At 57.5% G+C, this 14,805-nt stretch carries 4 protein-coding genes; 3 read left to right on the top strand and 1 reads right to left on the bottom strand.

Annotated features, from left to right (window positions below):
* The first annotated feature begins 134 nt into the window (after positions 1-134).
* From QET93_RS09485 to QET93_RS09475, 3 genes are read left to right on the top strand one after another with little or no spacing between them, the layout of a single operon-like run.
* Positions 135-1,190, top strand: a complete 1,056-nt coding sequence (locus QET93_RS09485) for an ABC transporter substrate-binding protein (RefSeq protein WP_322189962.1) — start codon at positions 135-137, stop codon at positions 1,188-1,190.
* Positions 1,191-1,204: 14 nt separating this feature from the next.
* On the top strand, positions 1,205-2,014 hold the full coding sequence (locus tag QET93_RS09480) for an ABC transporter ATP-binding protein (RefSeq protein WP_280132223.1): 810 nt from the start codon (positions 1,205-1,207) through the stop codon (positions 2,012-2,014).
* Between the two features lie 33 nt (positions 2,015-2,047).
* Positions 2,048-2,821: an ABC transporter permease gene (locus tag QET93_RS09475; RefSeq protein WP_280126061.1), complete on the top strand. Its 774-nt coding sequence runs from the start codon at positions 2,048-2,050 to the stop codon at positions 2,819-2,821.
* Positions 2,822-3,006: 185 nt separating this feature from the next.
* On the opposite strand, the gene QET93_RS09470 is transcribed toward QET93_RS09475, so the two are convergent.
* Complete coding sequence (locus QET93_RS09470) at positions 3,007-14,703, bottom strand: hypothetical protein (protein ID WP_322189961.1); 11,697 nt, start codon at positions 14,701-14,703, stop codon at positions 3,007-3,009.
* Between the last annotated feature and the right edge of the window lie 102 nt (positions 14,704-14,805).

The raw sequence follows: 14,805 nt of genomic DNA, 5'->3' as shown, positions 1-14,805 counted from the left end.
GATGATGCCGTTGTGTGACAATTTTCCTAAGGCGGGAATAATGCGTGCATTCTTTGTCTGGTTAGTATGTTATTATAGAGATGCGGAAGGTGCTTTTACCTTTCCGGGAACCAGAAAAGGAAATCACATTCGTCATGACCAGAGTAATTACATCAACGATATTGAGGACAATGGCCGCCGCATGCTTGGTGGGAACTCTCGTTTCTTGCGGGGACGATGGCAAACAGGATGATCATGTTATTCGCGTGGGGCATTTCCCCAACATAACTCATGTGCAGTCCCTGGTAGCGCGCAATATGGAGCGCCACGGCAAGGGATGGTTTGAGGAACGCGTACCGGGCTACAAATTCGAATGGTTCACCTACAATGCCGGTCCCAGTGCCATGGAAGCTATTTTTGCCCGCTCAATTGACATGACTTACGTCGGGCCAAGTCCCGCGATTAATGCTTACGCCAAGTCGAAGGGCAGGGAGGTTCGCATCGTTTCAGGTGCCGCCAACGGCGCTTCCGCTTTGGTGGCCCGCAAGGACAGCGGCATTCATGGGGCCGCAGACATGCTGGGGAAGACGATCGCGACTCCACAGCTTGGCAACACCCAGGATGTGGCCTGTAGGGCATGGCTGGCGGGGCAGGGGTACAAGGTGATTTTGCGCGGAGCCCTGGCTCCCGATTCCTTGAAAAAGGAAAAGGATTTTACAACTTCGTCCAATGGAGTAGACGTGAACATTATTCCGACGGCCAATCCCGATCAGCTCGCCTTGTTCCAATCCGGTCAGCTTGATGCTGTCTGGACGGTGGAACCGTGGATTACCCGGTTGGAACGTGAAGCCGGAGCCGTTCCCGTTCTCGAGGAGAAAGATGCTGTTACAACCGTATTGGTCGCCCGTACCGAATGGATGAAGAAACACCCGGAGTTGCTCCGCAAGGTTGTTCGCGCTCATGAGGAATTGACGGACTGGATTATCCAGCACCCGGAAGAGGCTCAAAAGATGGTCGTTGAAGAACTTTCGGCTCTGACAAAAACGCAGGTTTCACCCGAACTGATTCAGGGAGCATGGAAACGCCTGGTGCTGACCAACGAAATTTCAGTCCCGGGACTGGAAAAATTCATTCATGATGCACAGGTAGCCGATTTGCTGGACGAAGTCCCCCCCGTACAGGGTATGGTCGCCTCTCCTCTTGCTCAATAACAAGGAACCTGGTTATGGACATTGCGTTACATCCGGAAGTCGTACCGGTGGAACCTGCCAAGTTGTTGATCGAACACGTCAGCAAGAGATTTTCCTCAGACCGTGGAGTTGTCCATGCCTTGGACGACGTATCCTTGAAAGTCGGGGAAGGGGATTTCGTTTGCCTGGTCGGTCCCAGCGGCTGCGGCAAGTCAACCTTATTGAATATCATTGCCGGTCTGGAATTCCCGGATTCCGGGACGGCACGCATGGATGGTCATGTCATTGAAAGTCCGGCTCGGGAACGCATGATGATGTTTCAGGAATCGGCGCTTTTTCCGTGGCTGGATGTTTTGGGCAACGTTATGTTTGCCCTGAAACTCAAGCCCAATCTGAATAACAAGGAACGCCTTGAGGTCGCGAAGTACTACCTCCATCTCGTGAAACTGGACAAATTCATGCATGCCAATATCCATGAATTGTCCGGTGGCATGAAGCAGCGTGTCGCCCTGGCCCGTGCCTTGGCGCCCAATCCGCGAGTCCTGTTGATGGACGAACCTTTCGCTGCTCTTGATGCGATGACTCGCGAACAGCTTTACGGAGATATTCAGACCATTTGGGAAAAGCGCCGCAAGACGATCATTTTCGTGACCCATAACGTGCGGGAAGCCGTTTGCCTCGGCAACAGAGTGGTATTGTTTTCTCCCCATCCCGGACGCATTTGCGAGGAATTCTCAATCGAACTTCCGCGCCCGCGAGACATTAACAGCATGGAACTGGCCGGATATTCATTGACGATTACCCGGTCTCTTAAAGGTTATACTTCCGGCGAGGTGGCCGATTGACCCGCTCGGGAAAAAACTTGATGATTTTTAAGAATGAAACACCATATTATCACGATTCTTTTCTTCCTGTGCCTGATTGCTTTGTGGCAGGTACTGGCTTCGAGCGGCATTTGGTCGGATGTCTTGTTCCCATCCCCTGTGTCTGTCGGAAAGTATTTGTACAACTCGCTGCTGGACGGGACACTCGGAGGAGCGATACTGATTACCATGAAGCGTTTGGTCATCGGGTATGCCATCGGACTGGTGATCGGCATTCCCCTGGGGATGCTGGCTTCCAGGTTTTGGTTTGTAAATGATACGGTAGGAGTCCTGGCTCTCGGGCTTCAGGCTCTCCCAAGCGTTTGCTGGGTACCGCTGGCCTGTTTGTGGTTCGGACAGACGGAGTCGGCGATGCTTTTCGTTGTGATCATGGGTACGCTTTGGTCGGTAATCCTTTCCACGGACAATGGGTTGCGTAACGTTCCCCCTATTTATTCCCGTGCGGCCAGAACGATGGGATCCGGTCCGTTTCATACGTTGTTGTATGTAACTCTTCCGGCCGCAGCCCCCTTTGTCGTCAGTGGCATGAAACAGGGCTGGGCTTTTGCCTGGCGTTCCCTGATGGCGGCTGAAATTTACGTGGCGATCCTGACCGGATTCGGCCTTGGGCAACTCCTGCACTATGGTCGCGAACTGATGAGCATGGACCAGGTGATCGCCATTATGCTGACAATTGTTGTTATTGGATTGCTTGCGGATAAAATCCTGTTTTCTCCCATCGAACGTTTCCTTCACAAACGCTGGGGTACTGGCCGTATTTCTTCCTGAATCTTCCGGAGTGACAAGAGGGCGAGGAGGGATAGGGAGGAGAACTATCGATTGGTTCCGCTTCCCGGGGTAGGAAAAATAATGTCCCTTTTCTGTTTGATCTATGCATGACAAGGGCGGTTCCTCCTTGCGTGTGGAAGAACCGCCCTTGCTGTGTTTCTCTTTTATTGCGTCTTCTGTTCCTATCAGAAGTTGTACCGGTAGCCTATGCTCCCGTTGGCCGAGGTCATCCGGCTCCGCAGGTCCGCGTTGGCTTCCACAAAGATCGTGCCCTGGTCCCCGGTCGGGATGCTCAGTCCCGCACCGAATTGCAGGCCCGTCGTCCCCGCCTTGCTCCCCTTCACTCCACGGCTGAAGCCGGGCACGCCCACGAAGCCCACCTGCGCTTCGTTCCGCGTGTCTCCGAAGTCCTGCGACACCTGCGCCCGCACTTCCGCCAGGGATTCGCGACCGAACAGGTTGCCTCCCGTCAGGCCCATCCAGCGCACTCCCGCCGAGACGGTGCCCGTCGTGGCGTCCATGCCGCCGGCGCGGAGTCCCGCGCTGCCCGCACCCTCTTCCGTGTAGTCGTCCACGCTGCTCTTGAGGATGGAGACGTTGACGAGGGGCTGGAGGATCGCGCTGTTCTCTTCGTTGAGACTGATGTCGTAGGTGCCTTCGTACATCGCTCCCCACACCTGCCCCCCGGGCGTGCCGTGGCCGGTGTAGCTGCCCGAGCCGCAGGGGACGGTGCGGTCGATGTCGCTCTGGCTCCACCCCGCCGTCAGGATGACGTTGTGCCCCCACTTGCCGCTCTGGTAGCGACCGAAGAGGTTCACGTAGTAGACTTCCATGTCTCCGCTGAGGGAGTCGGCCGCCGTCGAGGTGAGTTTCCCGTAGCTCGCCGTCATGGCGAGCCCCGCGGTGAATTTGCTGCTGAGGTTGGCGTCGACCCCGAAGGTGCCTCCCCAGGTGTTGTACTGGTAGCCCGCTTCGTCCCCGTCGGTGTTGAGGCGGTTGTAGGTGCCGGTGGCCTGCAGCCAGGTGTTCCACAGGGGGAGGTCTCCTTCGTAGCTGTACCCGTCGGGCAGCCCCATGGTGGTCATCCGGTTGCGCACCAGGGTCTGCTGGTAGCGGTAGTCGGCCTGCAGCGAGCCCAGGAGGCTCGTTACCGTGCTGCCCGCGGCGGCGGCCATGGTGCGGCTGGCTCCGGCACGGTCGTGGGCCTTGATGGAGGCGTCCACGGCGTTGAGGAGGGCGGCGAGGGTGCTGTCCCTGTCGGTGGTCTGCGGGTTGACGGTGACCAGGGCGTTGTCCATGAGGGCTCCGCCGCTGCGGGCCGTCTCGCTCTGCGCCTGGTGGACGTAGAAGCCGTTGCGGTTGGCGGCGGTGGTGAGGATCATGGTGCCCTCGACGGTTTCGACGCGGGACTGCGACGGGTCGAAGTATTTGCCGAAGAGTTCGTCGAAGACGAGGTTGATGCCTCCCTGCTGGCTGACTTTGGAGGCCAGGGCGATTTGCAGGGGCATGGTGCCGTGGATGACTTCCTGGCCGTCTCCGGCCGCGAGGCGGACGGTGGCTCCCTCGGCGATGTCGAGGGTTTCCCTGCCTCCGGTGGTGACGAGGGGGCTCGTGGAGGAGAGGCTGCCGGAGGCTTCGGTGTTGAGGATGAAGCCGAGGGTGGAGTCTCCGCTGACGGTGCCTCCCCGGCGCAGGGTGAGGGTGTTGTTGGTCCCGTCCCCGTTGCCAGCGATGAGGGTGGCCGTGGAGCCGCCCGTGAGGGTGAGGCCGGAGTAGGTGGCGTCCCCGGAGGTGTAGTCGAGGGTGAGGGAGCCCCCTCCGGAGGCGGCGAGGGCGGCCGCCTTGCTGCCGGTGCCCGCGAGGGTGAGGGAGGCGTCCCTGCCGGAGGCGGCGAGGGTGCCGCCGAAGTCGGCGAGGGTGCCGGCGTAGGAGGCTTTCCCGGTGAGGGTGAGGTTTCCTTCTCCGGCGAGGGTGCCCAGGCCGTTCCAGGCGGTGAGGGTGGCGGAGGTGTCCGGGGTGTCGAGGATGAGGCGGGTGGATTCCCCGGTGACCAGGGCGATGCCGTCGAGGGCTCCCGCGGCGGTGAGGGTGGTGGTGCCCGCCCCGAGTTCGAGGGTGCCCGATCCCGCCGCGCCGCCGAGGGCCTTGACGGTGCCGGCGATGGCGGCGCCGGAGGCGAGTTTCAGGGTGGAGTCTCCGCCCAGGAGGATGGAGCCGGAGGCTTCGTCCAGGGTGCCTGCTTCGAGGACGGACTTGGAGCCGGTGAGGGCGAGGGTGCCGTCCCGGCCGACAGCAAGGGTGCCGACGGCGGCCGAGGCTCCCTGTCCGGAGAGGGTGAAGGTGGCGGCTTGCGCGTCTCCGTCGCCGACGGTGAGGGAGGCGATGGAGTGGGCGGCTCCGACACGGGTCAGGGCGATGCCGCCTTCTTCGACGGTGAGGCTGCCGCCGAGGGTGGCGGTGCCCCCGATGGTGAGGGTGGCTTCCCCGGTCTTGGAGAGGGCGGTGTGTTCCCCGGCGGTGAGGTTGCCGGCGAGGACGGAGTCGACGAGTTCCCCGTCCTTGTCACGGTCGTTGTAGAAGCGGACGCGGGCGGTGCCCGTCCCGTCGCTGTCGATGGCGAGGGTGGTTCCCTTCTGTCCGCTGAGGTATTTGACGGTGAGGGGTTCCGAGTCGCTGCCGGGCAGGGTGATGCTCATGTCCCTGTTGACGTAGACGGCGCGGTAGTCGACGAGGTCGTCGTACCCGGTGATGTTACCTTCCTTGGAGGCCTGCCAGACGGAGAGGTTGCCGCTGACGACGATGGAGCCGGAGGCGGAGTCGACGGACTCGAGTTTCAGCCCCCAGGTGCGCAGGAGGGGATCGAATTTGATCTGTCCGGCGGTGAGGTTGAGGGCGCCGTTGGTGAGGGTGAGGCTGATGGTGTTGGAGGCTTCTTCGGGTTCGGCGTAGTCGGGCAGGAGTTCGTCCTTGCCGTACATGATGGCGAGCTTGTCGAGGAAGTACTGGCTGAGTTCGTCGTCGGAGCGCAGGACCATGACGGAGTCCCCGGCCATGGTGACGGAGTTGGCGTCCGGGGTTCCTTCCCCGAAGTTGAGGACGGTGGCGCCGGCGCCTTCCGTGGCTCCGGTGGAACCGTGGCGGAAGATGGTGTTGGCGACTCCGAGTCCGATGTCGGCGGTGTCGAGGGAGACGGCTCCCTGTCCGATGCCGTTGACGACGTAGCCGGAGGCGAGGGTGGCTTCCTTGAGGGAGGAGGCCGTGAGGCCGCCCAGGTCGATGTCGCCGTACTGCGAGGTGGTGTCGGCGCTGACGCGTCCGGTCCAGTTGGAGGCGCCGGTGAGGCTGCCCCCGGAGATGGCGATGGAGTTGGTTCCGGCCAGGCCGTTGAGTCCGAACGTGCCTCCGGCGACGGAGAAGAGGACGCCGCCCAGGTCGGCGGTGTCGGTCACGTCGAGGGAGACGCTGCCGGCGCCGTCGGCTCCTCCCGTGAGACGGACGGTGAAGTCGCCGTCGAGGGTGCCTGCCAGCGAGCCGGAGCCGAAGCTGAGGGTCTGCCCGGCGATGCCTTTGACGGCGGCATCGGAGAGGACGTTGAGTCCGGCCAGGGCGATGGCCTTGGAGGCGTCGCTTCCGAGGTCGAAGAGGGTGGCGGTGCCGGATGCGTCGGCGGTGCCGAGGGTGAGGTTGACCGTGTCGGCGAAGGAGGCTCCGGAGGCGTCGAAGGAGGCGTTTTCGAGGGTCAGGGCCGAGGTGTTGCCGGCAATGTCGGACGAGGCGATCGTTCCGGCCAGCAGGACGGTACCTCCGCCGGTGACGCGGGCCTGTCCGTCGCCTTCGGTCGAGAGGGTGATGGCTCCGGCCAGGGTGTTGGGGGAACCTTCTCCTCCGTCGGCAAGGACGAGGCCCGAGCCGTTGCCCAGTTCCAGGGCCGTGGAGAGCGTTCCGGCCGTGCCGATGGCGAGGACGGCTCCGGATCCGATGGAAACCGTGCCGTAGCCGGTGGAGCCGGTTTCGTCGGCGATGCCGCCGATCATGGAGTTCACCGTTACTTCCGCATCGTCGGCGATGCGGAGGGTGTGGGCGGAGCCGACGTTGACGGCGCCGTAGGTGTGTCCGTCGGTGAGGGTCAGCGTGCCGGCGTCATTGTCGTCGCGGGCGACGTTGACCGTGTCGGCGAGATCGTAGAGTCCGGTGACGTTGGCCGTGCCGGCGAAGTCCTGGTCGAGGACGAGTTCCCCGGCTCCGTACTTGTTGAGGACGAGGGAGGTGTCGGAGGCGAGGTCGGCGGAAAGTTTTCCGACGGTGGCCGAAGCCCCTTCGGAGACGGCCAGGTTGAGGCCGGAGCCGTCCTTGACGCTCATGGCGGCGGAGACGTCGGCGAGGCCGGAGGTTCCGTATTCCAGGACGCCTCCTTCAAAGGAGATGCTTTCCGGCGTGCCCATGGCGGCATCCGACGTGACTTTGACGGTACCCTTCTGCAGGGAAATGCGCTTGATGGCATTGGACGCCCCATCGGCCTTGGCATTCTCGAGGACGGTCGTACCGATGCCGGTCATGGCAAGTTCGTCCGTGGCAATCGAACCGTCTCCCGTGAAGGTGTAGGTCGTATTGGTGTCTACCATCATGAAGATGGGGGCAACTCCTTCGCCGTCTACGTTGACGGTCCGGTCGGTTTCTCCGATGGAGGGGGAGCCGAAGTAAACGACCTTGCCTGTGTTGGTGCCGCTCGTATCCCCGGAAACGGGAATCCAGTTGGAGGCAGACGGATCCCATGTGGCGACGGAGGCACCATCCCATACCCAGGCTTTGTCCGTATCGACGAAGGCGACGAGGGCGAGGGTCGTCATGCCGCCGGACGAGGCGGTGTCCAGCTTGAAGGAGTAGACGTTGGAAACGTCGTTCCAGTTCATGACGGAGCTGTCGTCCGCGTAGGCGTTGCCGGCGAGGATCTGCTCCGGCGTCAGGCTGCCCTGGGTGGCATAGGTGGCGAGGGTGTAATTGCCCGTGGTGAGCTGCGAGAGGTAGGTGCGGGAAACGTCGATGGTGAGGTTCCCGGAAGAGGCCGTCGACGTCAGCGTGCCGGTGATGGCCAGCGAGGCCGTGGACGGGGACGTAATCAGGCTGTCCAGTCGCAGCGAGCCGCCGAGAGCCAGGTTGCCCGCCACGGTGGCCCGGGCGCCCCTGCCCAGCGTCATCGTGCTGCGGACGATCAGGTTGTCGCTCGCGGCGAAGGTGTTGTAGGAGGAGAGGGAGAGGTTGTCGACGCTCAGGGCTCCGGTCAGGGACGTGGTTTTCACGCTGGCGGAAGCTGCTCCGGCCACGTTGACGGAGAGGTCGCCGATGGACGACGCGTTGCCGCCCGCCAGGGAACCGCCTGTGAGGACGACTTTGTTGGCGAGGGTTTTTCCGTTGACGTCCAAGGCGCCGGTGCCCGACACGTCAATGTCGCTGTTCCCCAGGGCCGTGTTCGACCCGGCGCGCAGCGTGCCGCCCGAGACCGAGACGGCGCCGATAAAGGCGGAATTGGCATAAGAAAGCGTCTGGGTGCCTCCTGTAACGCTCAGGGAACCGTTGCCGGAGAGTTCGCCGGAGAGTTCCTTGTCGGCGCCGGAAAGTTCCAGGGCATCCTGATCGGTTGCCAGGGAGATGGAACCGGCACCGAATCCTCCGGAAAGGACGAGTTTCGTGCCTGTCGCGTCTCCGGCCTTTCCGACCGAGACGCTGCCGGCAATGGCATTCGATTCGTTGGAGAGGGTGTAGGTCTGTCCGCCCGTGAAGTTGATGGACGAACCGGCGGCGGCGGTGACCGCCGTTCCCTGCGTGATGTCGGAGGTATTGGCGTAAGTCAGAGTAGAGCCGGCAGCCGTCAGGTTGATGGCGCCCTTCCAGACGCCGGCACCCGACAGGATGATGCCGCCGGCGTTGATGTCCAGATCCGCCTGTGACGTATTGGCTCCGCTCAGAGTCAATGTCCCGCTGCCGTTCTTCAACAGGCCGATATCGCGGCCGGATGATGCCGTCATGAAAATGCCAGAGTAGATTTCATCCCGCGTCTGTGTCACGGAAAGGAAACGCTGGGAAGCCCGGTCGGTTTCAGGAGTCCCATAATCGCCTCGGAATTCTCCGGCCCCGGAAAGATTGCCGACAGTCAAGGCATTCGTTTTGGCTTCCGCCAGGGTCGCCCCCGTGAAAAGCCGGTTGATGATCACTTTAGCCCCTTCATCCATAACCAGGTCCGGCGTTCCCGTAAACAGGGAATGTTCTCCGGCAGCCGTCGAAGCATTAGTCCCGAAAATGAGATAGTTGTTCCCCGTACCTGCGATATTTAGTGTACCGGAGAAATCGTGTCCCAGAGAAGAAATGAACAAATTCGATCCGTTGACCACCATGTTCAAAGTCCCAGTCCCGCTCAATGAACCGCTGTTGTAATCCCCGTTTCCTGTCAGTGTTAACGCGGCATTGCTGCCGACCTTGTAACTGACTCCGTTTCGAAGATCCGTTGCAGCTTTGGTGCTGTCCAGCAATTCCAGAAGGCCGCTGCCGGTCACGGCAAGCGTAGCCCCTGTAAAGTCACCCTTGAACTGAAGCGTCTGACCGGTACCAAGCGCCTGGGTCAACGACCCTGCCGCGGCCGTAGTTCCGGCATCGACTTTGAGGATGGAATTGCTTCCCAGCGTAAACCGGTTATTCAGCGTCCCCTGGTCGCCAGACCACAGAAGAGTTGCCGTGGCACTGTCGGCAATATTGATCGAAGTCAGGGAATCCAGCCCTTCGGAAACAAAACCCAGGGTAGAACCGTCATTCAGGGTCAGCGTCCCCGTTCCCAGGGCACCGGCCGTATTGGCAACCAGTTTGGCGGATCCGACGGAAATGGCTCCGTTCCATCCGGTATTGGCCAGATTCATCGTCAGGCTTCCGCCCGTTAGCGACAGGGAACCGCTCCCGGAAATGGTTCCGTTCGTCCCGGCATTGAAGGTATAGTCCCCTCCCGTTACTTCCATGGAACGGGGCTTGACCGTTCCTACGATCGATACCGTTTTCTCGGCGGCAGCATCGGTAAAGACGACTTTGTCGTTGCTGTAGAACTGATTGTCGTCGCTTCCTTCGGCAATCCAGGGAGTCTGGTTGCCCTTCGTCTGCCATGTATTGCTGTCGGAATCCCCGTTCCATGTCAGCGTGACTGGTGTTGCTTTGTAAAACGTCAGCGTTACAAAATTACCTCCTGTTGTGTCTTGTCCGAAAGAGAGTGAATCACGAGACATTGCATCAACCATCATACCGATGGTCGATACATTGTCCGAGTTCAACTCGACCGGGGCATTGCTACTCTGGAATAACTTGTAGACGTAGGGAGTTTCGTTTGATTCAAGAGATAAAAGAGCGCTCAGATCCAAGACGACTTTGGTTCCTTCCCCTTCTCCGAGAGTTAAATCTCCCGTGATGACATACTGGGGCGCTGAATCATCGGTTAAGACGGAAACGGAGCCGCCGTTCAGTGTTAGATTTCCCGCGATACTACCGGCAGAAGCGGCTGTTGTGGTCAGTTGGGAGCCACTACCGAGATTGATGGTTCCCACTTGAAGCGTCCCTCCTGCCAGTTTGTAGGATGTTGCTGCCGTTCCAACATTGCCGGCACTGCTTATATCCAGTATTCCTTGCCCGGCAGTCCATGTACCGTTGAACGCCGTCATGTCGCCCGTGAAGATTTGCGTGCCTGTTCCCAGTTTGGAAATGCTAACGCCCTCTCCGATCGAACCGGCAAAAGTGAGGGCAGAAGTTCCATTGTAAGTAATGTTAAGCGTACTTGGGGAGGAATTATTGGAAGCACGGTTTATGCTTGCTCTGGTCGCTGCTCCGGAAAGCCCGGCAATGTCCACATTTTCTACGCCAAGCTGGAATTGTACGGAACCGTGGTCAATGGAAACGAGGGCGTTTTGGGCAGCATATTGGTTGTTCAGGATAAAATAGACTTTTTTGCTTTCAAACGTTCCATCGTCATCAGCGTCTGCATTGGTGACAGACAAGGTTCCTGTGAATCGTTTGGACTCATCGTTGTTGGCTCCCTCGATGACAAATTCCGTAGGACCATAACCGTTGGGACCTGCCGACCGCTTGATTTGGAGAGCCCCTTGTCCATCCAGCTGAGACACGGTGAGGCGTTTGTTCCAATTGGTTGTCATAATGAGGGCCTGGTCACCCTCTGTTGCTGATTGTACGACTGTAAGCCCTTGGTTGTAACGGACATTGCCGTCGCCCATGCTGATTGTGCCGCCTTCATTGAGAGTCAGGACCGTGTCGAATAGATTGGTACTAGATCCCGAAGAATTGAGCGTGATTCCCAATGTTCCTCCAGAGAGAATTTCGAGCTCATTGCCGAGGGTGACGCTGGAATTGGCGGCAACTCCCGTATTGGTCAAATTCAAGGCTCCTGATTTCACGACGACGTGTGCGACATCGCTGGCAACTCCCCCAAGGGTGATATTGGCAGTGGTTTCCAAAGTGGCGTCACCCGTGATCTTGCCGTTGAATACGGTGTTGTTGCCGGCAAGAACAAGTTTTCCTCCCTGAATGTCAATGACGGAAGTTGCGAGGTGAGTGGTTGTTCCGCCGTCCACAGTCGCACTTGTCAAAGCTCCTCCAATACTGAGGACTCCATCGGAGACTTTCGTCAGATTGTGTCCTTGCAGGTTCAATGTGCCATTGAGGTTGATCGTACCGCTCTCGGTCTTATAGGTTCCCTGCGAACCGTCCGTTGCTGCCGAATAGAGAGAAGTATTGAAAGCGATATCGCCGTTGAAGGTCAGGTTTTTGAGCGATGTCCACGATGATGCCGAATCCAGAATGCCGATCGTTCCTCCATTCAGAGTGAGGATCATGTTGTCATTGGCGATGCCATCGGTACCGATGTTCAGGAGTGCCCCGGTGGAGAGGACTAGTTCCGCAGATTCAGAACCACCATCTCGAGTCGATAACGCAAGTTTTTTCAGGTTGATAACGCCACCTTCCGAAACATTGATGACAGGTCTTCCAGAATTGGGATTAACGATGGAGAAACCGGCGGCATTGAGAAGGTTGAATGTACCGGAAATGTTGATGACGGCGGTACTATTCCAGTGGGTAAGAAGGCAGGTGACCGAATTGACGAAATTGGCATAGGAATCCGTGACTCTCTCCCCGGTGATGTTTAAGGCAGTGCGGGCTCCTACATTGATTACGGTATTAGTGGTATTGGCGCAAGTGAGCTGCTCCAAGGTCATGGAACCGAAGGAGTTCTCTCCACTCGTCAGGTTCAATGTACTCTTGCCGGATCCTCCCCCAAAGTTAATTCTCTTGAAGGCAATATCGGATTTCCCGTCGAGTTGGAAGTTGACATTCCCCAAGGACGGATTATAGGAATCCATCTCGAAGGCAACCTTGCTGCCCTCATCCAGTTTCAGAGTGCCTTCCGCGATGAGGGAAAAATTGCGAAAAGTCATTGTTCCCTTGGAAAGGGTTACAACGTCTTCCGTCGCAACACTGAGATCTATTGTTCCGGAGACGTTGCCTGAGATAGATGCTTGTTTTTGAAGAACCAGAGAACCGTTTCCGGTTATGTTGCCTACGGAAGATTTCGTCCCAAGAGTGAGGGTGGTATCGTTGATAAAACTGAGCGTATCAACGCTGAAATTTCCTGGAGTGTCTCCGTCTTTGATCGCGAAGGGTCTTTCGGTGAGTAGATTAAGCGTACCGGGGGTAAGTGCCGCTCCGTTCAGGATAATTTCATCTGTCGTATCCGTTCCTCCGTTAATGTTGAGTGTCCCCATCGCGTAGGTCGGGTAGGTCTGCAGGGTAAGGCTGCCTCCGTTCCGGTAATAACTTTGATCCGCCGTGGTAATGCTTGAATCCTCCAGAAGAGACAGGAGGGAGAAAGTAACCTTGTTATCATTATACCCGTTTGCCATATAGTTTTGTTCTCCCGAGGTAACGCTTAAGACGGATTGAAGCGTTCCCAGCGTGGTTCCTTTGGCAAACAAGTTTAATGAATCGATATTGGCCGATCCGAGATCGATATTGAGCAAGCCTCCCGAGGCGGCAACGGAAAAATTGCCCAAATCGAGAGTTCCTCCTCCCGTGAGGGAAATAGTGGATAGGCCGGAAGCAACGGTATTGCCCAGTGTAAATGAAGAACCTCCTTCCAACAGGAGCTTGCCTTTGTCCAGCATTTGAACGGTCAAATTAGCGGAGGACATTTGAGCTGAATACAGCACGTCCGTCCCAATGCCCAATGTTCCGCCGCTGAAGGTTCCGTTAAGCTGCATGCCTCCTGCGGCAACCGTTCCTTGAAGATTCAGAGTACCGGATGAAAGAGTGATGTTGCCGTTAAAGGCGGACATGTCACCGGAGAAGGTCTGAGTCCCGGTACCTGTCATGGTGATGTTCAGTTTGCTGCCAAGAGCCCCTTGATAGTCGTATGTTCCATCCCCGGTGATTTCCAGAGTCCGCGACTGGTCTCCGGCCATCAGGACGGACTTGTCATTCAAGGTGGAGAGATTGGAAAAATTGCCGTACGCAACGATAGCCGTTCCGGCAACGCCGTTTAGGCCGGCCAGCTGAACCGTATCGTTTCCAAGAGCCAGAACGGAGAAGCCATTCGACGAAGATTTTTGGGCAAGGTTGACGACTGTGTGAGCCAGCAGACTTTCATTGGTTACTCCCACCAGCATATTGCTCTTTTCTCCGGCATCGGTTTGTTTGACGGAGAGGTTGCCGGAGAATGTTCCTCCCTTGAGAATATAACAGGAAGTCGTCCCTTCCGAGGTGCCGGCATGGCTATCTTGCAGTGTGAGCGTTTTGTCTGTTCCGTTCAAACTGGCGATGTCCCAGTTGCCTGCAGCATTAGCTGTGATTAGTGTCGCATTGCCGTCCAGGGTTAATGTTTGAACCGTTTGCGTGATTGCTCCTGAAGCGTTATTGAAGAACGATAGGGTGGAGTTGTTCTTCAAAGAGATGTTTGTGAACGTCTTGCCGGAGGTGTCCGCAGCAAGATTTTTGAATTGAAGCGTCCCGTTTACAGTCAAGGAGGGAATCGTACTGTCAGCAATATTGTTCAAGACCAGTGTTCCATCCCCTTTTTTAGTCAGTGCGTGACCGGCGACGGTGAGATCTCCTGCGATCGTACCTGTAATTCCGGGTGAATGAACACTGATCAAAGCATCTTCAACCAGCGTCACGGTACCTTTAACGCTCGTTCCGTTCTCGAGTCTTAACGAACATTGTGCCGTTTCATTGCTTTCGGCCCATGTCGATGAACCGATCATCAGGGAAACATCGGCACTGACAGAACCACTGCCGGTAAGCCATAATTGACCTCCGACCAGATAAAGGGTTTTAACGGCCAAGTTGTCTTCATTCAACAAATTGTAACGACCGGAAGACATCCAGAGAGAATTCGCTGTAATCTTGCCGTTGACGGTCATGCCTACATTCTTGATCAATGCAGATGTGGCGGAGTTGGTTAGCGTATTGAATATCTGGTTATTATTTGTACTGTTTTGAAAAGGATCGTCAGGATTTCCCGAATTCCATGTTTCCGTTGTCAACCTGATGTCCTTTCCTTCCCAGTTCAATGAGGAACCGCAATTTCCGCCATTCGTGTAGTTGATAATCGTATTTCCCGCTTCGGTTGCCGGTGCATCAATTGCTCCTCTTCCGGATGTACCCGTCGTCAATTTTGTGTAGGTGATACCGTTCGGAGACCATGTGTCGGCATGACTTTCGGAGATGGCAGCCAGAGCAAGAACAAATGTACTTCCTGCGGCAATCGTTCCGGAAGAAAGAGTTGTTACCATGGAGAGGCATGACAGCAAAGCTGTCCTGAGGAGGGAGGGGAGTCGCAATCTCATAATAAGAAAAACAGGTGTTATCTGCTTCTATCAGATTTCAAAACCGTCATCAATCAAAAAATGCGTTTGTTGTACAATAAGATATGCGTTCCATTATTGTAC

It is taken from the genome of Akkermansia sp. N21116 (assembly GCF_029854705.2).
In the GTDB taxonomy this organism is placed as follows: Bacteria; Verrucomicrobiota; Verrucomicrobiia; order Verrucomicrobiales; family Akkermansiaceae; genus Akkermansia.
The sequence above is the reverse complement of the archived record's forward strand: the minus strand, read 5'-3'. Positions and strand labels throughout refer to the sequence as shown.

Excerpts from the sequence above, each read along its gene's own strand:
- QET93_RS09480 (WP_280132223.1), top strand. The coding sequence starts at position 1,205 with ATGGACATTGCGTTACATCCGGAAGTCGTACCGGTGGAACCTGCCAAG.
- QET93_RS09485 (WP_322189962.1), top strand. The coding sequence starts at position 135 with ATGACCAGAGTAATTACATCAACGATATTGAGGACAATGGCCGCCGCA.
- QET93_RS09475 (WP_280126061.1), top strand. The coding sequence starts at position 2,048 with ATGAAACACCATATTATCACGATTCTTTTCTTCCTGTGCCTGATTGCT.
- QET93_RS09470 (WP_322189961.1), bottom strand. The coding sequence starts at position 14,703 with ATGAGATTGCGACTCCCCTCCCTCCTCAGGACAGCTTTGCTGTCATGC.